Source organism: Delftia sp. 60 (genome assembly GCF_002754395.1).
GTDB classification, from domain to species: Bacteria; Pseudomonadota; Gammaproteobacteria; order Burkholderiales; family Burkholderiaceae_C; genus Comamonas; species Comamonas acidovorans.
The window spans coordinates 2,328,829-2,352,711 of the sequence record NZ_PEFD01000001.1 but is presented as its reverse complement, the minus strand read 5'-3'; the positions used below and the strand labels follow the sequence as shown (position 1 = coordinate 2,352,711).

Annotated in this window: 19 protein-coding genes and 1 pseudogene; 8 read left to right on the top strand and 12 right to left on the bottom strand. The window is 67.9% G+C overall.

Features of this window, described 5'->3' with window-relative positions; genetic code table 11:
• Window positions 1-82 precede the first annotated feature (82 nt).
• The 6 genes from CLV01_RS10660 to CLV01_RS10635 are packed head-to-tail and all read right to left on the bottom strand — an operon-like array spanning window position 83 to window position 6,752.
• Window positions 83-814, bottom strand: coding sequence for a CoxG family protein (locus CLV01_RS10660; RefSeq protein WP_099734345.1), 732 nt, complete (start codon window positions 812-814; stop codon window positions 83-85).
• Window positions 815-853: 39 nt separating this feature from the next.
• The gene (locus tag CLV01_RS10655; protein WP_099734346.1) at window positions 854-2,110 is read right to left on the bottom strand and encodes a vWA domain-containing protein; all 1,257 of its coding nucleotides are present in this window, start codon (window positions 2,108-2,110) and stop codon (window positions 854-856) included.
• On the bottom strand, window positions 2,107-3,045 hold the full coding sequence (locus tag CLV01_RS10650; protein ID WP_099734347.1) for an AAA family ATPase: 939 nt from the start codon (window positions 3,043-3,045) through the stop codon (window positions 2,107-2,109). Before CLV01_RS10650 ends, CLV01_RS10655 begins: the two co-directional genes overlap by 4 nt.
• 8 nt (window positions 3,046-3,053) lie before the next feature.
• Complete coding sequence (locus tag CLV01_RS10645; RefSeq protein WP_013803613.1) at window positions 3,054-3,845, bottom strand: FAD binding domain-containing protein; 792 nt, start codon at window positions 3,843-3,845, stop codon at window positions 3,054-3,056.
• 10 nt (window positions 3,846-3,855) lie between these two features.
• Window positions 3,856-6,246 (bottom strand): xanthine dehydrogenase family protein molybdopterin-binding subunit, encoded by a 2,391-nt coding sequence (locus tag CLV01_RS10640; protein WP_099734348.1) that lies wholly within the window; start codon window positions 6,244-6,246, stop codon window positions 3,856-3,858.
• A gap of 29 nt (window positions 6,247-6,275) precedes the next feature.
• Complete coding sequence (locus CLV01_RS10635) at window positions 6,276-6,752, bottom strand: (2Fe-2S)-binding protein (RefSeq protein ID WP_013803615.1); 477 nt, start codon at window positions 6,750-6,752, stop codon at window positions 6,276-6,278.
• A gap of 291 nt (window positions 6,753-7,043) precedes the next feature.
• Between CLV01_RS10635 and CLV01_RS10625 the strand changes: the two genes are divergently transcribed.
• The 3 genes from CLV01_RS10625 to CLV01_RS10615 all read left to right on the top strand — a co-directional run bounded on the left by CLV01_RS10625 (window position 7,044) and on the right by CLV01_RS10615 (window position 10,842).
• Window positions 7,044-8,210 (top strand): helix-turn-helix domain-containing protein, encoded by a 1,167-nt coding sequence (locus CLV01_RS10625; RefSeq protein WP_099734350.1) that lies wholly within the window; start codon window positions 7,044-7,046, stop codon window positions 8,208-8,210.
• Between the two features lie 176 nt (window positions 8,211-8,386).
• Window positions 8,387-8,995, top strand: a complete 609-nt coding sequence (locus tag CLV01_RS10620; RefSeq protein WP_034391292.1) for a TRAP transporter small permease subunit — start codon at window positions 8,387-8,389, stop codon at window positions 8,993-8,995.
• 17 nt (window positions 8,996-9,012) lie between these two features.
• A complete protein-coding gene (locus tag CLV01_RS10615) occupies window positions 9,013-10,842 on the top strand; it encodes a TRAP transporter large permease (protein ID WP_065346830.1) in 1,830 nt (609 codons plus the stop codon).
• 146 nt (window positions 10,843-10,988) lie between these two features.
• Here the strand turns inward: CLV01_RS10615 and CLV01_RS10610 are convergent, their stop codons facing one another.
• The 5 genes and pseudogenes from CLV01_RS10610 to xseB all read right to left on the bottom strand — a co-directional run bounded on the left by CLV01_RS10610 (window position 10,989) and on the right by xseB (window position 16,721).
• On the bottom strand, window positions 10,989-12,068 hold the full coding sequence (locus CLV01_RS10610; protein ID WP_034391287.1) for a TRAP transporter substrate-binding protein: 1,080 nt from the start codon (window positions 12,066-12,068) through the stop codon (window positions 10,989-10,991).
• A 206-nt stretch (window positions 12,069-12,274) separates the two neighbouring features.
• Window positions 12,275-13,357 (bottom strand): TRAP transporter substrate-binding protein, encoded by a 1,083-nt coding sequence (locus tag CLV01_RS10605; RefSeq protein ID WP_012204166.1) that lies wholly within the window; start codon window positions 13,355-13,357, stop codon window positions 12,275-12,277.
• A gap of 249 nt (window positions 13,358-13,606) precedes the next feature.
• On the bottom strand, window positions 13,607-15,487 hold the full coding sequence (gene dxs, locus CLV01_RS10600) for a 1-deoxy-D-xylulose-5-phosphate synthase (protein ID WP_034391284.1): 1,881 nt from the start codon (window positions 15,485-15,487) through the stop codon (window positions 13,607-13,609).
• A 39-nt stretch (window positions 15,488-15,526) separates the two neighbouring features.
• Window positions 15,527-16,477: a polyprenyl synthetase family protein gene (locus tag CLV01_RS10595; protein WP_012204164.1), complete on the bottom strand. Its 951-nt coding sequence runs from the start codon at window positions 16,475-16,477 to the stop codon at window positions 15,527-15,529.
• An 8-nt stretch (window positions 16,478-16,485) separates the two neighbouring features.
• A pseudogene (xseB, locus tag CLV01_RS10590) lies at window positions 16,486-16,721 on the bottom strand (exodeoxyribonuclease VII small subunit).
• Window positions 16,722-17,061: 340 nt separating this feature from the next.
• Here xseB and CLV01_RS10585 point away from each other — a divergent pair.
• The 5 genes from CLV01_RS10585 (at window position 17,062) to flhC (ending at window position 21,655) form a co-directional block, all read left to right on the top strand.
• The gene (locus tag CLV01_RS10585; protein ID WP_012204162.1) at window positions 17,062-18,201 is read left to right on the top strand and encodes an aromatic ring-hydroxylating oxygenase subunit alpha; all 1,140 of its coding nucleotides are present in this window, start codon (window positions 17,062-17,064) and stop codon (window positions 18,199-18,201) included.
• 323 nt (window positions 18,202-18,524) lie between these two features.
• Window positions 18,525-19,430, top strand: a complete 906-nt coding sequence (locus tag CLV01_RS10580; protein ID WP_034391274.1) for a DMT family transporter — start codon at window positions 18,525-18,527, stop codon at window positions 19,428-19,430.
• A gap of 93 nt (window positions 19,431-19,523) precedes the next feature.
• Window positions 19,524-20,438, top strand: coding sequence for a sulfurtransferase (locus CLV01_RS10575; RefSeq protein WP_099734351.1), 915 nt, complete (start codon window positions 19,524-19,526; stop codon window positions 20,436-20,438).
• Between the two features lie 320 nt (window positions 20,439-20,758).
• A complete protein-coding gene (gene flhD, locus CLV01_RS10570) occupies window positions 20,759-21,085 on the top strand; it encodes a flagellar transcriptional regulator FlhD (protein ID WP_012204159.1) in 327 nt (108 codons plus the stop codon).
• 27 nt (window positions 21,086-21,112) lie between these two features.
• A complete protein-coding gene (flhC, locus tag CLV01_RS10565) occupies window positions 21,113-21,655 on the top strand; it encodes a flagellar transcriptional regulator FlhC (RefSeq protein ID WP_012204158.1) in 543 nt (180 codons plus the stop codon).
• Window positions 21,656-21,706: 51 nt separating this feature from the next.
• On the opposite strand, the gene CLV01_RS10560 is transcribed toward flhC, so the two are convergent.
• Window positions 21,707-23,815 (bottom strand): PTS sugar transporter subunit IIC/EAL domain-containing protein, encoded by a 2,109-nt coding sequence (locus CLV01_RS10560; protein ID WP_099734352.1) that lies wholly within the window; start codon window positions 23,813-23,815, stop codon window positions 21,707-21,709.
• Window positions 23,816-23,883: the final 68 nt, after the last annotated feature.

Below are 23,883 nucleotides of genomic sequence, written 5' to 3'. Positions count from 1 at the left end.
GCCGCCTCGCGGCGAGGGCGTCGTCCCCCTCCCGCGAAGCGAGAGAGAGGGGGAAGCGGCGCAGCCGCTCAGGGGGAGCGCCCTAGTACCGCGAGAGCAGCCAGCCAGCCCCGAGAACGACGACGATGGCCAGCCCCCAGCACCACAGCGGGATGGCGCGGCGCGAGCGTTCCTCGGCCTCGGTGGCCGGTGCGGCATCCAGCGGCGTGGCCACGCCGGCTGCGGCGTCGTGCTCCCAGGCCTGGGCGTCCACGGTGGGCTCGATGTGGCCGGTTTCATCGGCCAGGCCGGCAGGCAGGTGGGACAGGTCGGCGGTGTCGCCTGCATCGGCAGGCGCTGCCGGCGCGCGCGGGTGGCGCTGCTGCATCAGCGTGTCGAATCGTGCGAAGAAGTCGTCGGCCATGTTGCGCGCGGCGCCGTCGATCAGCCGCTGGCCCAGCTGGGCGATCTTGCCGCCGACCTGGGCCTGCACGCTGTAGCTGAGCAGGCAGCGCGGCTGGCCTGCGGCGTCAGCGGGCTCGGGGGTGAGGGTGACGTCGGCCTCGCCCTTGCCGAAGCCGGCCACGCCGCCCTGGCCTTCAAAGGCGATGCGGTAGCGCTCGGGCGGCGTGATGTCGGACAGCGTGACCTTGCCGCTGAACTTGGCCGATACCGGCCCCACCTTGACCGCCATGCCCACGGCGTACTGGTCATCGCCCAGGGGTTCGAAGCGGTCGCAGCCGGCCAGGCAGGCCTTGAGCGTTTCTGGATCGTTGAGCGCCTCCCAGGCCTGCCGCTGGCTGACGGCAAGGGAACGGCTGGCTTGCATTTCCATGGCAATTCCTTTCTGCGATGGGGGGTGGCCGCAAGCGGCTCAGCGGCCTGGCGCCGCCAGCAGCCGCGCCAGGTGACCGGCCAGCTGCTGCAGCGATTCCAGGTTGTGTACCGCAAGCATGGCATGGGCATGACGATGCAGCACGGCCGCCCCCTGGGCCAGTGGGGCATACCCGTCAAAGCGCAACAGCGGGTTGAGCCACAGCAGCCGCGCGCTGTGGCGGCGCAGCCAGGCCAGTTCGCGGTCCAGCTCGGCGGCATCGCCGGTGTCCAGGCCGTCGCTGATGATGAGCACCAGGGTGCGCCGGCCCACCAGGCCTGAAACCCGGTGGCGCGCATGCAGGCGGCGCAGTTCGCCCAGGCTGCTGCCCAGGCGCGTGCCGCCGCCAAAGTCGGCAATGGCGGCGTTGGCGCGCTCGAGCATGGCGTCGGTATCGGCCTGGGCAAAGGCCGGGCCCAGGTCGCGCAGCTCGGTGCCGAAGCTGAAGACCTGGCGGCGCAGGCCCGCATGGCGCTGCGTGCTGGTGGCCGCGTGCAGGAAGGCCAGCAGCAGCCGCGCATAGCGCTCCATGGAGCCCGAGACATCGACCAGGGCCAGCCAGGGCAGCGGCAGGCGCCGCCGTTCGCGCCGCAGCAGCTGCAGCATTTCGCCGCCGTGGCGCGATGCCGCACGCAGGCTGGCAGCCCAGTCGGGCACCGCGCCGCGCTGGCCCGTGCGCGTGCGGCGGCTGCGGTAGCGGGGCAAGGGAAGGGCAATGTCCCTGGCCAGGCGCTGCACCAGCAGGTATTCGCTGGCGCTGAGCTGGTTGAAGTCGGCATGGCGCAGGCGGTGGCGCTCGCTGGCCGTCATGGCGGCGTCCAGCTTCAGCTCTTCATCGACGGCGGCCCTGCCCTCGCCTGCCTGGCGGGGCGACAGGGCTTCCTGCACGCGCGGGCGGTGGCGCGGCGCGGACGGCCGGGGCGCCTGCGGCAGCAACTGGGCCAGCAGTTGCCGGGCCACATCGGGATTGCGGAAGTAGGCGTCGAACAGTTCGCGGAACACGGCGCGGTCCTGGGCGTTGCTCACCAGGACGGCCTCCAGCGCTGCGGCCATGTCCTCGCGCGCCAGGCCGACCAGGGACAGGGCCTGCTGGGCCAGCGCCATGCGCCCGCCATCCACGGGCACGCCCGCACGGCGCAGCGCACGCGCAAAGCCGACCAGGTTGCCGGCCAGCTTGCCGCTGCGCGCATCGCCCAGCCAGCTGGTGCGCCCGCCCCCGTCGGCGGCACCGGCCGCACCGGCTGCCCCAGCCGTCACGGCGCGGGCTCCGGCGCCAGCAGTTGCTGCAGCCGCTCGGGCGTGAGCGCGGCCACGTCCTCGCGCTGCTTGAAGAGGATGCCGGCCGTGTCGTGCACGACTTCGGGATCGACCACCAGGGTGTCCAGCGCCACCAGGGCCTTGGCCCATTCCACGCTTTCGGCAATGCCGGGCACGCGCTGGAAGGCGTCGGCAAAGGGCTGGCTGCGCAGCCGTCCCACGAAGCTCGCCACCTGGGCGGTCAGGGCCTGCCCAGCCCCGGGCACCAGGGCGCGCACGATGGCCAGCTCGCGCTCGCGCCCGGGATAGTCCAGCCAGTGGTAGAGGCAGCGGCGCTTGACGGCGTCGTGCAGGTCGCGCGTGCGGTTGCTGGTGAGCACGGTCACGGGCGGCACGCGCGCCGCCACCGTGCCCAGCTCGGGAATGCTGACCTGGTACTCGCCCAGGTATTCGAGCAGAAAGGCCTCGAAGGGCTCGTCGGCACGGTCGATCTCGTCGATCAGCAGCACGGCGCCGGGCTCGGGCTGCTGCAGGGCCTGCAGCAGCGGGCGGCTTACGAGGTAGCGCTCCTGGTAGACCTCCTGTTCGGCGCGCTGCAGTCGGTCCTGCTGCGGTGCGGCCGCGGGCTGCGCCGAGGCCAACTCGGCCGCGCGCAGGTGCAGCAGCTGGGCCGCGTAGTTCCATTCATACAGCGCCTCGCGCTGCTCCATGCCGTCATAGCACTGCAGCCGGATCAGGCGGCGCGCCAGCACGCGTGCCAGCGCCTGGGCCAGCGCGGTCTTGCCCACGCCGGGCTCGCCCTCCAGCAGCAGCGGCCGCTGCAGCCGCAGGGCCAGGAAGACGGCCGTGGCCAGGCGCCGGTCGGCGAAATAGCCTTCGTCCTGCAGCGCGGCGACCAGGGCGTCTATGGAGGCAATGGCTTGCTCGGAAGGCATCCGCCGTGTCACCCCAGCATCTGCGATACCGCACGCTGCGTCTGCACGCTGATCAACTGCGCCCGGTAGCGCGCGCTGGCATGCAGGTCGCTGTTGAGGTCGGCATGGTCGATCAGCACCTGGGCGGCCGCGTCAGGCGTGAAGCTCTGGTTGAGCGCGGCCTCCAGCCCCGCATGGCGGAACACGCTGAGCCCGGCGCCCGTGATGGCCACGCGCACGCCGCTGTCGGTCTGGGCGACGAAGACGCCCACCAGGGCGAAGCGCGAGGCGGGCTGCTTGAACTTGAGGTAGGCGGCCTTCTTCGGCACGGGAAAGCGCACGGCCGTGATCAGCTCGCCGCTGCCCAGCGCCGTGGTGTACATGCCCTGGAAGAAGTCGTCGGCCGCGATCTCGCGCCGGTCGGTGACGACGGTGGCGCCCAGGCCCAGCACGGCGCTGGGGTAGCAGGCAGCGGGGTCGTTGTTGGCCAGCGAGCCGCCGATGGTGCCGCGCGCACGCACCTGGCGGTCGCCGATGCCGCCGGCCAGCTCGGCCAGGGCCGGGATGGCGGCCTGGACCTGCGGGTTGGCGGCCACATCGGCATGGCGCGTCATGGCACGGATTTCCACGGTCTGGCCGTTGACGGCAATGCCGGCCAGGCCCTGGACGCGGTTCAGGTCCACGATCTGTTCGGGCCGCGCCAGACGCAGGCGCATCGATGGCAGCAGGCTCTGGCCGCCGGCCAGGTACTGGCCGCCTTGCGCGGCCAGCGCGGCGGCGTCGGCCGTGGTGCCCGGGGCTTCATAGGTGAATGCGTACATGGCGCTCTCCTCAGGAGGTGGCTGCGGCGTCGATGGCCGACCAGACACGGTGCGGGCTGGCCGGCATGTCCAGGTCCCTGACACCCAGGGGATGCAGTGCGTCGAGCACGGCATTGATGACGGCGGGCGGCGAGCCGATGGCCCCCGCCTCGCCGCAGCCCTTGGTGCCCAGCGGGTTGTGCGTGCAGGGCGTGCAGACGGTGCCGAGCTTGAATTCGGGGAAATCGTCGGCGCGCGGCATGGCGTAGTCCATGAAGCTGCCGGTGAGCAGCTGGCCGGTCTCGCGGTCGTAGACGCAGTTTTCCAGCAGCGCCTGGCCTATGCCCTGGGCCACGCCGCCGTGCACCTGGCCCTCGACGATCATGGGATTGATGATGGTTCCGAAGTCGTCCACGGCGCTGAAGCGGTCCACGCGCACCACGCCCGTGGCCGGGTCCACCTCGACCTCGCAGATGTAGGTGCCTGCGGGAAAGGTGAAGTTGGTGGGGTCGTAGAAGGCGGTTTCGTTGAGGCCGGGCTCCAGCTTGTCCAGCGGGTAGTTGTGCGGCACATAGGCGGTGAGCGCGATCTGGGCGAAGGGGATTTTCTTGTCCGTGCCGCGCACCGTGAACTCGCCGCCCGCGAAGTCGATGTCGGCGTCGCTGGCCTCCATCAGGTGGGCCGCGATCTTCTTGGCCTTGGCCTCGATCTTGTCCAGCGCCTTCATGATGGCCGCGCCGCCCACGCTGATGGAGCGCGAGCCATAGGTGCCCATGCCGAACGGCACACGGCCCGTGTCGCCGTGGACGATGTCCACGTTCTCCACGGGTATCCCCAGGCGCGCGGCCACCACCTGGGCAAAGGTGGTCTCGTGCCCCTGGCCGTGGCTGTGCGAGCCCGTGAACACGGTGACGCTGCCCGTGGGGTGCACGCGCACCTCGCCGCATTCGAACAGGCCGGCCCGCGCGCCCAGGGCGCCCGCGATGTTGCTGGGCGCCAGGCCGCAGGCCTCGATGTAGCTGCTGTAGCCCAGGCCGCGCCTGAGGCCCCGCGCCTCGCTGTCGGCACGGCGCGCGGCAAAGCCGGCCACGTCGGCCAGGGCCTCGGCCTTGTCCATGCAGGCGCCATAGTCGCCCACGTCGTACTGCAGGGCCACGGGCGTCTGGTAGGGGAAGCTGGTGACGAAGTTGCGCCGCCGGATCTCGGCCTGGGACAGGTTCAGCTGCCAGGCGCAGCGGCTGACCAGGCGCTCCAGCAGGTAGGTGGCCTCGGGCCGGCCCGCGCCCCGGTAGGCATCGACGGGCGCGGTGTGGGTGAACCAAGCATCGACTTCCACATAGACCTGGGGCGTGGCGTACTGGCCGGCCAGCAAGGTGGCATAGAGGATGGTGGGCACGGCGCTGGCGAAGGTGCTCAGGTAGGCGCCCAGGTTGGCATCCGTGTGCACGCGCATGGCCAGGAACTTGCCGCTGGCGTCCATGGCCATCTCGGCATGGCTGACGTGGTCGCGGCCATGCGCGTCGGTGAGGAAGGACTCGCTGCGGTCGGCCGTCCACTTGATGTTGCGGTTGAGCTTTCGCGCACCCCAGGTCAGGCAGACATCCTCGGCATACAGGAAGATCTTGGAGCCGAAGCCGCCGCCCACGTCGGGCGCGATCACGCGCACCTTGTGCTCGGGCAGGCCCATGACGAAGGCCGTCATCAGCAGCCGCTCGACGTGCGGGTTCTGGTTGGCCACGTACAGCGTGTACTCGTCATTGGCGCGGCTGTAGCTGCCGATGGCCGCGCGCGGCTCCATGGCGTTGGGAATCAGGCGGTTGTTGACCAGGTCCAGCTGGGCGACGTGGGCGGCGCCGGCGAACACGGCATCCACGGCGGCCTTGTCGCCGATGGCCCATTTGTAGCAGTGGTTGTCGGGGGCGATGTCATGCACCACCGCGCCGGGCACGCTGCCGTCCGCGGCGTCGGCCACCAGCACCACGGCGGGCAGCGGGTCGTAGTCCACCTCCACCAGCTCGGCCGCGTCGCGCGCCTGCTCCAGCGTCTCGGCCACGACCATGGCGACCTGGTCGCCCACGTAGCGCACCGTGTCCAGCGCCAGGATGGGATGCGGCGGCTCCTTCATGGGCTCGCCGTTGGTGCTGGTGATCAGCCAGCCGCAGGGCAGGCCGTTGATCTTGTCGGCCGCCACGTCGGCGCCCGTGAGCACGCCGATGACGCCGGGCGCGGCCTTGGCCGCATCGGTGGAAACGGAGCGCACACGCGCATGCGCGTGCGGCGAGCGCACGAACACCGCATGGGCCTGGGCGGCCAGCGCGATGTCGTCGGTGTACTGGCCCGCGCCCGTGAGGAAGCGGTAGTCCTCCTTGCGCTTGACGGGCTCGCCGATGTGGGGGAGCTTGGAAAAGTCGGATGCACCCATGGCTGTCTCCTTGTGGTGGCCTGCGGCGCTCAGGCCGCAGGCCCTGCCATGGCCTGGCTGCCCTTTTTCACGGCGGCCACGATGTTCTGGTAGCCCGTGCAGCGGCACAGGTTGCCCTCCAGCGCCTCGCGGATCTCGCGATCGCCCGCGCACGGCTGGCGCTGGCACAGGTCCACGGCGCTCATGACCATGCCCGGCGTGCAAAAGCCGCATTGCAGGCCGTGGCACTCCTTGAAGGCCGCCTGCATGGGGTGCAGGCCGCCGTCGATATCCGCCAGCCCTTCGATGGTGCGCACCTCGCAGCCCTCGGCCTGCACGGCCAGCATGGCGCAGGACTTGACGGCGTGGCCGTCGACGATGACGGTGCAGGCACCGCACTGGCTGGTGTCGCAGCCCACATGCGTGCCGGTCAGGCGCAGGTGCTCGCGCAGCGCATGCACGAGCAAGGTGTTGGGAGGAACATCAATGCGCTGCGCGCGCCCGTTGACGGTGAGCTGGACATTCATCGTGCTGTCTCCTGCCTGTGATCGGCGGTGATCTGGAACGTGGGGGAACGCCGGAAACCTCGCCTGCCATGGTCGCCCTGCCCGCAGGCGCCCGTTCTAGGGTTGACCCGCAAGCCCGGGCCGGGCGGCGCGGATATTCTCAAAATGACACAGTTGCCAGCGCAGCCTCCGCCATCAGCGGCCGGGTCCTCGCCTGCGCCCGCTTCTGCGCCCGCTTGTGCACCCGCTTCTGCACCCGCCTGCCAGCCCGTTCGCAATCCCTTGCCAGCCAGCCACAGGAGTTCCCGTCCCATGTTCGCCCTGAGCCCCGACGCCGCGCAGCCCTGCCCCGCCGATCCGCGCCACCAGCAGGTCGCCCGGGCCCGCAGCCTGGTTTTCGGCGATCAGGCGCTGGCCGGTTCACCGCCCGGCATCGCACCCTGGCTGTGGCGCTCCTGGCAGCGATGCCTGGCGGCAGGCCGCCGCCCGGACGAGCGCGTGGTCTACGAAGCATTGGGGCCGCATGCGCTGCGCCAGACCCGTGATGGCCATGAGGTGCTGCTGCAGGCCGCGCGCCCCGTGATGGCCCAGCTGGTGGGCGCCGTGGGCGCCATGCACTACTTCAGCCTGCTGACCGATGCACGCGGCACGGTGCTGGAGGTGCAGGGGCCGCTGGAGCGCAGCGACATCCGCGTGCAGGCCATCGCCCGCGTGGGCGTGGACCTGTCCGAGCAGGGCGTGGGCACCACGGCCATTGGCGCGGCCCTGGCCGAGCACAGCCCCGTCTGGCTGCACCGGGCAGAGCATTTCTTCGAGGCCAACCGCCACTACAGCTGCGCGGGTGCGCCGCTGTCCGGCCCGGACGGGAGCTGCCTGGGCATGCTGGACATCACGGGCGTGGATGTGCCGGAGCGGCCCGAACTCATGCACCTGGCGCTGCGCTGCGCCCGCGCCATCGAGGACCGGCTGCTGCGCGCCCTGCCCCATGCCCTGCTGCTGCACCTGAACTGGCCCGGCGGGCCGCTGGGCCAGGAGGGCGAAGGCCTGCTGGCCGTGGACGCCGAAGGGCATGTGGCGGGCAGCAATACCCTGGCCCGCCAGCTGGTGCCCCAGCCGCTGTCGCTGCCGGGCCAGCCGCTGCACTGCAGCGAACTGCTGGCCATGCCCTGGACGGCGCTGGTGGACCATGCGCGCCAGCGCCCCAACGAGCCGCTGCGCCTGCCACTGTGGTCGGGCCTGCGGCTGCAGGCGCTGGTGCAGCCCGGCCCCCAGCTGCGCCAGCTGCTGCCTGCGCTGGGCACGGCAGCGCTGGCCACCGCCGCCCAGCCCAGCCCGCTGCGCGCCAGCGAGGGGGTGCTGATAGAGCAGGCCCTGCAGGACGCCCAGGGCAATGTGACCCGGGCCGCCCGCGCGCTGGGCATCAGCCGCGCCACGCTGTACCGCAAACTGGGGGCCCGCAAGCCACACACCACCACTTGAACGGGACGTTTCCTCGGGTTCACACGGATTTCTTTTAGGGGGAGCAGGCCGCCTGCGGCGGTCGGGTCTCCGTAGAATCGACGGCTTTGGTCCATGCGCCGACAAGAGCGCTGCGCGCCGGCCTACAGGCTGGCGTACGGCGACGGACCCAATACAGCCTACTTTTTGGAGACACCATGCAGGCTTTGCTCAAATTCTCAAGGGGGGTCGACTGGCTCAACAGCCTGGTCGGGCGATGGCTTATCTGGCTGATCCTGGCCTCCACGGTCATCAGCGGCATCAATGCCATCGTTCGCAAGGTGTTGCACACCAGCTCGAACGCCTACCTCGAAGTGCAGTGGTACCTGTTCGCGGCCTCCTTCCTGCTGGCCGCCGGCTACACGCTGCTGCAGGGCGAGCATGTGAAGGTGGATGTGATCGCCAGCCGCCTGTCCAAGCGCACGCAGATCTGGATCGACATCTTCGGCTTCGTCTTCTTCCTGACCCCCATGGCGCTGGCCATCCTGTGGTTCGGCACGCCGTTCGTGATCCAGGCCATGCAGACCGGCGAGATGTCGGGCAATGCAGGTGGCCTGGTGCGCTGGCCCGTCTACCTGATGATCCCCATCGGCTTCGGGCTGCTGCTGCTGCAGGGCATGTCGGAGCTGATCAAGCGCATCGCTTTCCTGAAGGGCCTGATCGACGATCCCACGGCCAAGAAGGGCGAGAAGACCGCCGAGGAAGACCTGGCCGACGCCCTGCGCGGGCTGGCAGGGGCCAAGGACAAAAGCGGGCAAAGCGCCTGATCGGGGAAACAGACATCATGGAATTCGTAATCCACAACCTGGCCCCGATCATGTTCGCGGGGCTGATACTTTTCCTGCTCGTGGGTTTTCCCGTGGCATTCAGCCTGGGCGCCTGCGGCCTGTTCTTCGCCTTTGTCGGCATCGAACTGGGCGTGCTGCCCGAAGCCCTGCTGCAGGCCCTTCCGCTGCGCATCTTCGGCATCATGCAGAACGAGACGATGCTGGCCATACCGTTCTTCACCCTCATGGGGCTGATACTGGAGCGAAGCGGCATGGCCGAGGACCTGCTGGAGACCGTGGGCCAGCTCTTCGGCCCCGTGCGCGGCGGCGTGGCCTTTGCGGTGATCTTCGTGGGCGCGCTGCTGGCGGCGACCACGGGCGTGGTCGCGGCATCGGTGATCTCCATGGGCCTGATCTCCCTGCCCATCATGATGCGCTACGGCTATGACCGCCGGGTGGCCTCGGGCGTGATCGCGGCCTCCGGCACGCTGGCGCAGATCATTCCGCCGTCCCTGGTGCTGATCGTGCTGGCCGACCAGCTGGGCCGCAGCGTGGGCGACATGTACAAGGGCGCCTTCCTGCCGGGCCTGATGCTGACGGGCTGCTATGCGCTGTTCATCGTCGTGCTGGCCATCTTCAAGCCCGCCATGGTGCCCGCCCTGCCGCCCGAGGCGCGCACGCTGCGCGAGCCCAATGGCAATTCCGGCCTGCCTTCCACCCTGGTGCTGACCGTGCTGTGCGTGGCCGCCTCCATCGTGGTGGGACAGTACATGCCCCAGCTGCACACCTGGTGGTCCGGCGAGGTGGTGGAGAAGGTCGCGCTGGACGAGACCATCGTGGTGTCCATGTGCTTCGGCGTGGCCCTGGCCTTCATCGCCGCCATGTTCAACAAGCTCACGGGCCTGCACCTGCTCAGCCGCATGGCCGAGCGCGTGACCTTCGTGCTGATCCCGCCGCTGCTGCTGATCTTCCTGGTGCTGGGCACCATCTTCCTGGGCGTTGCAACCCCCACCGAAGGCGGCGCCATGGGCGCGCTGGGCGCGGCCATCATGGCCTTCGCTCGCGGCCGCCTGAACATGGACCTGCTCAAGCAGGCGCTGATGTCCACCACCAAGCTGTCGTGCTTCGTGATGTTCATCCTGATCGGCGCGACCATGTTCGGCCTGACCTTCCAGGGCGTGGACGGCCCCAAGTGGGTGGAGGAACTGCTGGTGTCCCTGCCCGGCGGCGAGATCGGCTTCCTGATCGTGGTCAACATCATGATCTTCGTGCTGGCCTTCTTCCTGGACTTCTTCGAGCTGTCCTTCATCGTCGTGCCGCTGCTGGCTCCCGTGGCCGACAAGCTGGGCATCGACCTGGTCTGGTTCGGCGTGCTGCTGGCCGTGAACATGCAGACCTCGTTCATGCACCCGCCCTTCGGCTTCGCGCTGTTCTTCCTGCGCAGCGTGGCGCCCGCCAAGGCCTACGTGGACAAGGTCACCAAGAAGATGACCGAGCCCGTGACCACCATGCAGATCTATGCAGGTGCCATCCCCTTCGTGGTGCTGCAGCTGTTCATGGTGGCCCTGATCATCATCTTCCCCGGCATCGTCTCCAGCGGGCTGGACAAGAAGGTGGAGTACGACCTGGACAAGGTGCGCCAGGAGATGGAGGCATCCATGCCCGAGGCCATCGACTTCAACGACCCCATGTTCAACGGCGACGGCGCGAACCAGCCGCCTGCCCCCGGAGCAACGCCTGGCGAGCCCTCGGCCCCGGGCAGCGAGGACGATGCACTCAAGGCGCTGCAGGACCAGTTGCAGCGCGAGCAACCGGCAACGCCGGGCGAGAGCAAGTCCGGCAGCTGATCGCAGGCTCCCTCAAGGACAGCAAAGGCCCCGCAACCGCGGGGCCTTTTTTCGTTCGGACCCCGGCGTGCGCCGGTCCCCTGCGCGCATGAAAAAAGCCGGGCAGTGCCCGGCTTTCCCGCATGACGCCCGAGGGCGCCGCGACTTCACAGCTTTTGCGCCGACATGAAGGCGTCGTAGCGCGCCTCGGCAAAGCGGAACCACAGCACCTCGTCGCGCTGGAAGTTGCGGTAGTCGCCGTAGATCTTCTTCCATGCAGGGTTTTTCTCGGCCAGCTCCGCATAGACCGCCATGGTGGTCTTGTAGGAAGCATCGAGCACGGTCTGCGGGAAGGCCAGCACCTTGGCCTTGCTGGCCACCAGTTGCTTGAGCGCGCCGGGATTGCGCGCGTCGTAGCGGGCCTGGGTGACCACATGGGCCTCGTGCGATGCGGCCTGCACCATGGCGCGCTGCTCGGGCGTCAGCGCGGCCAGCGCCTTCTGGTTCACGTAGAACTCGAGGTTCAGGCTGCCTTCCCACCAGCCGGGGTAGTAGTAGAACGGAGCGACCTTGTTGAAGCCCAGCTTGAGGTCGTCATAGGGGCCGATCCATTCGGCCGCATCGATGGTGCCCTTTTCCAGCGCCTGGTAGATTTCGCCGCCCGGGATGTTCTGGGGCACGCCGCCCATGCGCTCGATGATCCGGCCCGCGAAGCCGCCGATGCGGAACTTCAGGCCCTTGATGTCCTCGGGTGTCTTGACCTCCTTGCGGAACCAGCCCCCCATCTGTGCGCCCGTGTTGCCGCCCAGGAAGTTGACGATGCCGTATTCGGCATAGAACTCGCGCATCAGCTTGCCGCCGTTGCCGTCCACGATCCACGCCGTGAGCTGGCGCGAGTTCATGCCGAACGGAATGGCGCCGCCAATGGCGAAGGCCTCATTCTTGCCAAAGAAGTAGTAAGGCGCCGTGTGCGCGATCTCCACCGTGCCGTTCTGCACGCCATCGACCACGCCGAAGGCGGGCATCAGCTCGCCGGCCGCATGCACCGAGACCTCGAACTTGCCGCCCGACATCTCCTTGATCGCCTTGGAAAACACCTCGGCCGAGCCGTAGATGGTGTCCAGCGAGCGCGGGAAGCTCGACGCCAGGCGCCAGCGTATTGCCGCCTGAGCGTGAACGGCCGGTGCCGCTGCGGCAGTCAACACACCGGCCAGACCGGCGTGCTTGAGTGCTTTTCTTCTGTCCATCACTGTCTCCTCCTGGTTCGCTCTGCTTGAGAGCATTCAAAAAAGGCCGGACTGCTCTTGGCAGCCCGGCCCACATACTTTCTCGGAACAACAAAAAAAAGCCCGCTGTCCCCTGCTGCATTCAACAGAGGGGACGCGGGCTTGGCCTGCAGGCTTGGAAGGCATGGACCGTCCTTGTGCGTGCTGCTGGCTGGGGAGACCTGGCCTTACAGCTTGGCCGTGGTCATGTAGCTGTTGTAGCGGAACTCCGAGAAGCGCTCCCACAGCAGCTGGTCGCGCTGGAAGGTGCGCAGGCTCTGGTTGATCTTCTTGAACATGGGCGACTTGGCGTCATGCTCGGCCATGATCTCCATGACGGCCTTGTAGCCGGCATCCATGAAGTCCTTGGGGAAGGCCTTGAGCTGGGTCTTGTCGGCCACCAGCTTCTTGAGCGCCACGGGGTTGTTGGCGTCGTACTTGGCCGTCATGTCGCGTGCCGCCACGTTGCAGGCTGCATCGACCATGGCCTTGTACTCGGGCGACAGGGCCGCATACGCCTTGGTGTTGATGAAGAACTCCAGCTCGGCGCCGCCTTCCCACCAGCCGGGGTAGTAGTAGTAGGGAGCGACCTTGTTGAAGCCCAGCTTCTGGTCGTCGTAGGGGCCCACGAATTCCACGGCATCCAGCGTGCCCTTTTCGAGCGCCTGGTAGACCTCGCCCACGGGCATGTTCTGGGCGACCACGCCGAGCTTGAGCATGGCGTCGCCGAACAGGCCGCCGCCCAGGCGCATCTTCAGGCCCTTGAGATCGGCCACCGACTTGATTTCCTTGCGGAACCAGCCACCCATCTGGGTGCCCGTGTTGCCTGCGCTCTGGCTCTTGATGTTGTACTGGGCATAGAACTCGTCCATGAGCTTGCGGCCGCCGCCGTGCTCCATCCAGGCATCCATCTGGCGGGCGGTCAGGCCGAAGGGCACGGCGCAGCCGAAGGCGAAGATGTAGTCCTTGCCGGTGAAGTAATAGGGCGCCGTCAGCGCCATCTCGATGGTGCCGTTCTGGATGCCGTCGACCACGCCGAAGGCGGGCATCAGCTCACCGGCCGCATGCACCGAGACTTCGAACTTGCCGCCCGACATCGCCTTGAGCGTCTTGGAGAACATTTCGGCCGAGCCGAAGATGGTGTCCAGCGACTTGGGAAAGCTCGCAGCCAGACGCCAGCGGATCGCCTCCTGGGCATGGACTGCGGGTGCGGCTCCCACAGCCAGCACGCCAGCGATTCCCGCATGTTTGATGATCGAACGACGGTCCATGAATGTCTCTCCGCGATGTGTTGTGTCAGTCAGAAAAAGCCCCCACGCCCCCCTTGCTGCGCAAGGTCCGCGGCCACCCCGAGGGGGCCGCTTTTTGCATTGGGGCGACCCGGCGGCAAAAAAAACGCACGTTCGCACGTGCATTCACACTGTATCAGGTGGTATCGATTCTAAAAACGCCGCAAAGCAAGCGCGGACGGGGTTTTCCCCCGCGTAGTTCTGCTCGGCTGGCCGGCTGCCCGGCGCCGCTCAGGCCACCGCGCGCTCGGGTGCCAGATGGGCGCGGACCGAGGCCTCGATGCCCGCCGCATCCAGGCCCTGCAGGGCCAGCAGCTTGGCGGGATCGCCATGCTCGATGAACTCGTCGGGCAGGCCCAGTTGCAGCAGCTGGCGCGTGATGCCCGCGGCCTGCAGCGACTCGGCCACGGCGCTGCCTGCGCCGCCCATGATGCAGCCCTCTTCCACGGTGACGATGAGCTCGTGCGTGGAGGCCACCTGGCGCAGCAGTTCCTCGTCCAGCGGCTTGGCCCAGCGCATGTTGACCACGGTGGCGTCCAGCGCCTCGGCCGCGGCCAGGGCCGGGTACAGCAGGGTGCCGAAGGCCAGGATGGCGACCTGCTTCTTGGCAGACTCGCGGCGCACCTCGCCCTTGCCGAAGGGCAGGCCCTCCAGGCTCTCCAGCGGCGCCACACCCACGCCCGCGCCACGCGGGTAGCGCACGGCCACGGGATGGTCCTGCTCGTAGGCCGTGGTCAGCAGCTGGCGGCATTCGCGCTCGTCGGCCGGGCAGGCCATGCTCATGTGCGGAATGCAGCGCACGAAGGCGATGTCATACGCACCTGCGTGCGTGGCGCCATCGGCGCCGACCAGGCCTGCGCGGTCCAGCGCAAAGACCACGGGCAGCTTTTGCAGCGCCACGTCGTGGATCAACTGGTCGTAGCCGCGCTGCAGGAAGGTCGAATAGATGGCGACGACGGGCTTGAGGCCCTCGCAGGCCATGCCGGCCGCGAAGGTGACCGCATGCTGCTCGGCGATGCCCACGTCGTAGTAGCGGCCCGGAAAGCGCTTGTGGAATTCCACCATGCCCGAGCCCTCGCGCATGGCGGGGGTGATGCCCACCAGGCGCTGGTCCTTGTCCGCCATGTCGCACAGCCAATGGCCGAAGACCTGGGTGAAGGTCTGCTTCGGGGGCGTGGCCGGCTTGACCAGGCCCACGCTGGGATCGAACTTGCCGGGGCCGTGGTAGGCCACGGGATCGGCCTCGGCCAGCTTGTAGCCCTGGCCCTTCTTCGTGACCACGTGCAGGAACTGCGGGCCCTTGAGGCTCTTGATGTTCTCCAGAGTGGGGATCAGCGAATCGAGGTCATGCCCGTCGATGGGGCCGATGTAGTTGAAGCCGAAGTTCTCGAACAGCGTGGCCGGCACGACCATGCCCTTGGCCTGCTGCTCCAGCCGCTTGGCCAGCTCCAGCAGCGGAGGCACCTGCTTGAGCACGCTCTTGCCCATGTCGCGTGCCTTGGCGTAGAACTGCCCGCTCATGAGCTGGGCCAGGTAGCGGTTGAGCGCGCCCACGGGCGGGCTGATGCTCATGTCGTTGTCGTTGAGGATGACCAGCAGGTTGGCATCGGTCACGCCGGCGTTGTTCAGCGCCTCGAAGGCCATGCCGGCCGTCATGGCACCGTCGCCGATGACGGCGATGGCGCGGCGGTCCTCGCCCTTTTGCTTGGCGGCCAGGGCCATGCCCAGGGCGGCCGAGATGCTGGTCGAGGAGTGCGCCGTGCCGAAGGTGTCGTACGGGCTCTCGGCGCGCTGCGGAAAGCCCGACAGGCCGCCGAACTGGCGCAGCGAGGCCATGCGCTCGCGCCGGCCCGTGAGGATCTTGTGCGGATAGGTCTGGTGGCCCACGTCCCAGACCACGCGGTCGTAGGGCGTGTCGAACACCGCATGCAGCGCCACCGTCAGCTCCACCGTGCCCAGGTTGGAACTCAGATGCCCGCCGGTCTTGGAGACGCTGTCGAGCACATAGGCACGCAGTTGCTGGGCCAGGGTCTTGAGTTCGGCACGCGACAGACGCCTCAGATCCGCGGGATCGTCGATGGTCTGCAGCAGGGAGTAGGTGTTCGTGGTCATGCTAGGTATCTTGGAGCGGCAACGCCGCGGTCCGTATTGTCAGTGGGTGCGGCTCACCACCATGTCGGCAAGCGCCGCCAACGCGCGGGTATCAGGCAGGCCGCTGCGCGCCAGCGCCGCATGCGCCAGGGCGCACAGCTCGTCGGCATGGGCGCGGGCCTGGTCCAGGCCCAGCAGCGAGACGTAGGTCGGCTTGTCGTTGGCCGCGTCCTTGCCGGCCGTCTTGCCCAGGGTGGCCGAGTCGGCCACCACGTCGAGGATGTCATCCACCACCTGGAAGGCCACGCCCAGCGCCTGCCCGTAGTCGGACAGCGCCTGCCAGGCCTGGGCATCCACGCCCTCCTTGCAGGCCGCGCCCATGAGCACGCTGGCATGCAGCAGGGCGCCGGTCTTGAGGCGGTGCATCTCGCGCAGTTGGGCCTCGCTCAGTTGCAGGCCCACGCTGGCCAGGTCGATGGCCTGGCCACCGGCCATGCCCTGCGCGCCTGCGGCACGGCCCAGCAGCCGGCACAGCCGCGCCTGCAGGGCGTCCGGCATGCTGCCGGCCTGATCGGGCTCGGGAACGAGCAGCTCGAAGGCCAGCGCCTGCAGCGCATCGCCAGCCAGCAGGGCCGAGGCTTCGCCGAACTGCACATGCACCGTGGGCTTGCCACGGCGCAGCACGTCGTTGTCCATGCAGGGCATGTCGTCGTGCACCAGCGAATAGGCATGGATCAGCTCCACCGCGCAGCCGGCACGCACGGCGGCGGGCTGCAGGCCATCCACGGCCTCCGCAGCGGCCCAGACCAGCAGCGGGCGCAGGCGCTTGCCGCCATCGAGCACGGCGTAGCGCATGGCCTCGCCCAGGCCTGCGGGCGCATCCACGCCCACCCATTGCGACAGCGCGCTTTCGGTGCGCGCCAGGCGATCGGTCATCCAGCAGGGGAAATCCAGCGCGCCGGGGCCGGCCGGCTGGGAAACATCGGAAGCGCAAGTCATCACGGCACTCATGGCAATCTTCAATCCTGGCTCCACGGGCCAGCGTCCCCTCGTCAAGCACCTTGACCTGTTCCTGCACCGCGTCGAGCTGGCCGCGGCAATAGCCGAGCAGCTGCGCCGCGCGCTGGTAGCCTGTCAGCATCTGCTCCAGAGGCAGCTGGCCCGACTCGATCTGCGCGATGAGCTGCTCCAGCTCCTGCAGCGCGGATTCGTAACTGGTGGGCTCGGCAAGAGCCTTGGGAGCAGCCTTGGGCATGGTGCGATGGCGGTGCGTTGTGGGGAACCGACGATTCTAGGCGCCCCTCCATGACCGTGCCGCCAATAACCGGACAGCCCTTGACAGGCGGCATCCGGCGCGCGCAATACACGTACCGGGCATCCGGAAATAACCCCACGGGCTATAATCCCATTCCCCGTCAAACCGGCCCCTTGCCTGGGCATACGGTCGGGCTCATCGACAAGAGACAGCGCCTCGGGCGCCGCTTCTTTTCACGTCGTGAAGCCTGCCTCCATGTCCAGGAACGGCCGGTTTTGCTTTTTCCAATCCCGTGCGCACGCGCACCCTCCCTGTGGGGAGTCTTTAGGTCAGGTCACCCATGTCTGATTTAAGTCTTCAACTGCAGCAGGCCGCAAGCCAACTACCAGTTTCCAGTTACTTCGACCCTGCGTTGTTCCAGCGCGAGTTGGAGACCATCTTTCAACGCGGCCCGCGCTACGTGGGCCACCAACTGGCCGTTCCCGAGATAGGCGACTACTACGCCCTGCCCCAGGAAAAGGAAGGCCGCGCGCTGGTGCGCAATGCCAGGGGGCAGGTGGAGTTGATCTCCAACGTCTGCCGCCACCGCCAGGCCGTGATGCTCAAGGGCCGGGGCAATCTGATGACCGAAGGCAAGGGCCATGCGGGGGGCAACATCGTCTGCCCGCTGCACCGCTGGACCTACAGCACCAGCGGCGAGCTGCTGGGCGCACCGCACTTCAGCCACGATCCCTGCCTGAACCTGAACAACTACCGGCTGCGCGAGTGGAACGGCCTGCTGTTCGAGGACAACGGCCGCGACATCGAGTCCGACCTGGCCGGCATGAAGCTGCGCGAGCAGCTGAGCTTCGAGGGCTTCGTGCTCGACCATGTCGAGATGCACGAGTGCAACTACAACTGGAAGACCTTCATCGAGGTCTACCTCGAGGACTACCACGTGGGTCCCTTCCACCCGGGCCTGGGCAATTTCGTGACCTGCGACGACCTGCAGTGGGAGTTTGCCAAGGAGTACTCGGTGCAGACCGTGGGCGTGGCACCCGGCTTTGCCCAGCCCGGCTCGGACACCTACAGGAAGTGGCACGACGTGCTGCTGGCCTACCGCAACGGCGAGCTGCCCGAACGCGGCGCGATCTGGCTGACCTACTACCCGCACATCATGGTGGAGTGGTATCCGCACGTGCTCACGGTCTCGACCCTGCACCCGCTGGCGGTGGACCGGACGCTGAACGTGGTCGAGTTCTACTACCCCGAAGAGATCGCGGCCTTCGAGCCCGAATTCGTGCAGGCGCAAAAGGCCGCCTACATGGAGACCTGCATCGAGGACGACGAGATCGGCGAGCGCATGGACGCCGGCCGCAGGGCACTGTATGAGCGCGGCGACAACGAGGTCGGCCCCTACCAGAGCCCCATGGAAGACGGCATGCAGCACTTCCATGAGTGGTATCGCGGCGTGATGGGTGACGCAGTCCCTGCACGCTGATCTGCTCCGGCTCTCCCGACGGCCCGCATTCGTGCGGGCCGTCTGCATTGGGCCGCTTGCATCGGGCCGTCAGTATTGAGCGGCAGGCCCGCTGCCCAGCTCCTCTGAATGCAAGCGCCCTGATGTGCCCAATGGGCAGGGCTGGCGGCGGCAATGCATCCCGAGGCAAGTCCAATGTCTTGGCTTATGCAATACAGTTCCTTGCGCGTGTCCCTGCCACGGCCCTGGGCCGTACGCAGCCAGGCGGCATGCGCCACAAACAAAACCCAACCCTTTTCTCGTCCAGCGCCGCGGTCCTTGTGCGGCTCTATCCGGTCATTTATATGCAAGCCCTGTGGATGGTGGCGGCCGCATTCGTCTTTGCGGTCATGAGTGTGTGTGTGAAGTTCGCCTCCCAGGATTTCAACGCGGCGGAAATCGTCTTCTACCGCGGGCTGGTCAGCATGGTGGCGCTGTGGTGGCTGGCGCGCCACCAGGGCATCTCGCTGGCCACGCGCTACCCGCGCGAGCATGCCTGGCGCAGCTTCGTGGGCGTGACGTCCATGGGCGCCTGGTTCTACTCCATCGGCCATCTGCCGCTGGCCACGGCCGCCACCTTCAACTCCATGAGCAGCATCTGGATGGCGGTCTTTCTGATCGGCCAGGGCCTGCTGCTGCGCCACCAGCTGCGCCGCCAACCCGAATCGCATGCGCTGCGCGCGCTGCCGCCGTTTCCCTGGAGCCTGGTCGCCACCGTGGCCCTGGGTTTCGTGGGCGTGATCCTGGTGCTGCGCCCCAGCGCGGCGCCGCAGGAATTCGTGGCCAGCGCGGGCGGCCTGATCGGCGGGGTGTTCGCCGCCATGGCCTATATGCAGGTGGCCACGCTGTCGCGCATGGGCGAGCCCGAGGCGCGCGTGGTCTTCTACTTCGCACTGGGCTCGGCCGTGGCCGGCGCCCTGGCCATGTGCTTCACGGGCGTATCCGCCTGGCCGGGCTGGCGCGCGCTGTGGCTGCTGCCCGTGGGCGTGCTGGCCGCCGTGGCCCAGGTCTGCATGACGGCGGCCTACGCCTCGGCCAGCAACAGTCGCAACACCCTGGTCGTGGCCAACCTGCAGTATTCGGGCATCGTCTTCGCGGCCCTGCTGAGCCTGGCGATGTTCGGCGAAAGCGTGCCGCTGATCGGCTGGGCCGGCATTGGCCTGATCGTGGCCAGCGGGGCCCTGGCCACGGCCCTGCGTTCGCGCGGCTGACGCCGCCGGCCCGCCTGGGGCCGTCGCATAATGGATCGGATCTTTTGCCGCAGGCGCACCACCGCCTGCACAGGCCTTCGGAGTTCCGCATCCATGACTTCCAACACCCCCTACCAGACCCACCAGACCCTGATCTCCGTCCAGGAACTGGCCGCGCTGCAGGCCAGCGGCCGTCCGCTGATGGTCTTCGACTGCAGCTTCGACCTGACCCAGCCTGCGGCCGGCAAGGCCCAGTACCTGCAGGCGCATATTCCAGGCGCCGTCTTCGCCGACCTGGACCATGACCTCAGTGCCAAGCATGGCGTGCCCGGCGCTCATGGCAGCGTGGCGGCCAGCGAGCAGGCCGCCTCGGGCGGCCGCCACCCGCTGCCCAACCGCGAACGCTTTGCCGTGTGGCTGTCCAGCATCGGTTTTTCCAACGACATGCAGGCCGTGGTCTATGACCGCAACGGCGCCAACTACTGCGGGCGCCTGTGGTGGATGCTGCAATGGGCCGGCCATGGCGATGTGGCCGTGCTCGACGGAGGCCTCCAGGCCTGGCAGGCCGCAGGCCAGCCCGTGGCATCGGGCGAGGAAAGCGCGCGCTTCCAGTCCAACTTCGAGCTGCGCGAGCCGCTGCAGCAACTGGCAACGGCGCAGCAGGTGCTCGATGCACTGGGCAGCGCAGGCCAGACCGTGGTCGATGCACGCGCCCCGGCCCGCTACCGCGGGGAGGTCGAGCCGCTGGACCCTGTGGCCGGCCACATCCCGGGCGCGCTCAACCGGCCCTTCACCGAGAACATCGCTGCCGATGGCCGCTTCAAGCCTGCCGCCCTGCTGCGCGCGGAGTTCGACCAGCTGCTGGCAGGCCGCGATCCTTCCAGCGTGGTGCACCAGTGCGGCAGCGGCGTGAGCGCGCTGCCCAATCTGCTGGCCATGCGCATTGCGGGGCTGCCGCCTGCAAGGCTGTTCGCGGGCAGCTGGAGCGAGTGGTGCAGTGACCCGAAGAGGCCGGTGGAGCGCGGCTAATTCGGCTTATGCCTCCCCTTGGGGAGGCTGCACAATGACAGCACTGTGTCAAAAGGCCGACATGCAACAACACCACTGCAGCGGCCTGCTCCCGAGCCCCCAAACGGCGGGGCCCGAGCAAAATCGAGTCATCCAAACCTTGCTACAGGTGTAAGGTAAATCTTACAAACACCGTCTCACAACCAGACATCCGGCGCAGACCTGCCCCGACTTCAACGGCGAAGGGCCCTCCTCCACAATCCATCTCAACAGATCGCAACAGGTTGAACATCTTGTTTCTACCCGGGCGTTGCGGCTGCCGAGATGCAAAGGATGGTCCTATGAACAATGAACAGCTGCTTGCCGAAATCCGCGAAGCCAACCTCACTTACCTGATGCTGGCCCAGACCCTGATCCGCCAGGACAAGGCCGAAGCGGTGTTCCGCCTGGGACTGAACGAAGAATCGTGCGACCTGCTGGCCGCACTGTCGGCAGCCCAGGTGCTGAAGCTGGCCTCGCGCAATACCTTGCTCGCCAGCTTCCGGGTGGACGACGAAATGGTCTGGAGCTTGCTGACCAACCACAGCAGCAACAAGATCGGCAACGGTGCGACCAACACGCTGCACGCCAACATCCTGATGGCCAGCCGCGTCTCCGAAGTCCTCTGATCCGCCTGAAGAACTCTGGAGCCCGCCATGTCCACCCCCGCCAAAAGTGTCCTGAACGAGTCCAAGCAGATCGAGCGCGCCGCCATGCTCATCGAGATGGGTGCACGCATGCAGGTGCTCGAATCCGAGACCACGCTGTCCTACGAGCGCCTGATCCGCCTGTACAAGGAGATCGCCGGCAAGTCGCCTTCCAAGGGCCAGCTGCCGTTCTCGACCGACTGGTTCCTGACCTGGCAGGAGAACATCCACAGTTCGCTATTCCTGAATATCTACGAGTACCTGTCCAAGGGCGCCGAGCTGGATGCCGTTGAACAATTGACCAAGGCCTACCGTCTCTATACCGAGCAGATCCAGGCCGCCGAGCTGGAAGCGCTGCTGTCCTTCACCCGCGCATGGCGCCTGGTGAAGTTCGTCGACGCGCAGATGCTGACCCGCACCCAGTGCACGGTGTGCAAGGGCCAGTTCGTGACCGAGCCCTACGAGAACGAGCGCCACTACCAGTGCGGCCTGTGCAATCCGCCCGCACGCGCCGGCAAGAGCAAGAGCGCCGGCTCGCTGATGCTGCACTGATGATCTGCACTGCGCATCGCACCCGCGATGCCGCCACAGGAATCCAGGAATCTAGACCGTCCCGCCGCCTGCCCTGGCGGCGCAGTCCCTGGCGAACTGCGGCAGTTTCTCGCCCGGCAGGGCGCGGCTGAAGTACCAGCCCTGCACCAGCAGATCGCCCTCGAAGCCCAGGGACTGCAACTGCGCCTCGGTCTCCACGCCCTCGGCCACCACGTTCAGCTGCAGCGCCTCGCAAAAGCGCAGCAGGCCGTCCAGCACCAGCTCGCCCTTGGCATGGCCGCTGGCCACGACGAAGCTGCGGTCGATCTTGATGGCATCCACATCGAACTGGTGCAGGTAGCTCATGGACGAGAAGCCGGTGCCGAAGTCATCGATGGACACCTTGGCGCCCAGCGCATGGATCTGCCCTATGGCGCGGCGGATCGCCTCCACGTCGCCCACCATTTCTTCCTCCGTGATCTCCACGCCGACCTGCCCCCTGGCCTGGGCCAGCAGCAGCATCAGGCGTGAGCAGTGCTCGGGCGAGGTCAACGTGGCACCCGACACATTGATGCTGATCGGCATGGCAAAGCCCTCCTGGCGCCAGTGCCGGCTCTGGCGCACGGCAGCGCCCGCCACCCACAGGTCCACCTCGCGCATCAGCCCCGCATCGGCCAGCCAGCGCAGGAAACTGCCGGGCTGCTGCAAGCGGCCCTGCGCGTCCCGCGCGCGCAGCAGGGCCTCGCAGCCCAGGCACAGGCCGCTGCGGTGCGAGACCTGGGGCTGGAATTCCAGGTGGAACTCGTACTCGCTGATGCGCCGGATATGCGCCAGCATGGTCTCGCGCCGGGCCTGCGCCTGGTGCGCCTGCACCAGCGGATCGCGCACGATCAGGCCGGCCTCTTCGGGCAGGCGCGAGAACGTGGTGTCCAGCGCGTGCAGCACGATGGCACCGTCGTCCTGGCCCAGCCGGTCGATGGCCCGCACGTAGGGCGCATAGATCAGCGCTCCCAGGGCCGTCAATGCCAGTTGCAGCACCACGGCCGCCATGTCCCCGCCCGTGCTCACATAGGCATTGAAGACCACGGGCGCAGTCAGCGGCAGCACCATGGAGGCCGGAGCCACCCAGCCGGCCTGCACCACCGTGACGGCCACGACCAGGTTGATGGCGGGTACCGCGAGAAACGGCACGAGCAGGCGCAGGTTCAGGATGATCGGCAGCCCGAACAGCAGGATCTCGTTGACGTTGAGCAAGGAGATGGGCAGCGCCGCCAGCGCCAGCACGCGAAGGCCCCGCCCCCGGCAAAACAGCAGCACGGCCAGCGCCAGCGACAGCGTTGCACCGGAGCCGCCGATGAAGACGAAGGAGCCCATCAGCCCGCCGCTGAGCGCCCAGGGCGCCTGCAGCCCCTGCGCCACGGCGGCGGCATTGGCCACCACCGCCTGGTCCAGCACCTGGAAGAAGGGCTGCATGGCGTAGTACCCCTGGACGCCGAAGAACCAGAGCACGGAATTGAGCAGTGCCAGCGTCAGCCCGCTGCGGTAGGGGTTCTCTGGGCCCGCGATGGCCAGCGGCAGTTCGGCCCGCGTGATATCCGGCAGCACCTGTTGCAGGCCCAGCAGCAGCAGCACGAGCAGCACGGCGACAAGGGCGCCGGGAACGACGAGGTTCATGACCTCGCGCACGTTCTCGCTCACGAAGCCGGTGCGCGCGATGCGCGTCCAGCGCAGCCGGCTCAGGCGCGCCATCAGGGGCACGGTGATCAGGGGGGAGGCGATGGAGATGAACAGCACCAGGGTGGCCGCCGCGCGCGGATGCTCGCTCAGCAGATAGATGGCCATCTGCACATGCGCGAAGCACAGAAAGGTCACCGGCAGGCGCGGCAGCCGGTGGCGTATGGAGAGCATGTAGCCGATGGACGCGGCCACCAGCAGTGGCAGGATGCTGCCGATCTCCGCGTGCAGGCCCGCAAGCACCCGCACCACGGGTTCGGGCTGGCCGGACATCTGCGCCAGCGCCGACAGGATGAGGAACAGGGCCGAGACCAGCAGACAGGGAACCAGCCAGAGCAGACCCTCGCGTATGGCCCGCATGGAGTTGGCACCGGCCAGCCTGGCCAGGCGCTGTGTCAGGAACAGTTGCACGTCCGGAAAGCCGGCCCGTGACCTCTTGTTGCCCATGGCTCCCACCCTTTTCTTCCCGGCAGAAGTCAGGCGCTCCTGTCCGGAGCACATCGTACAACGCCGGC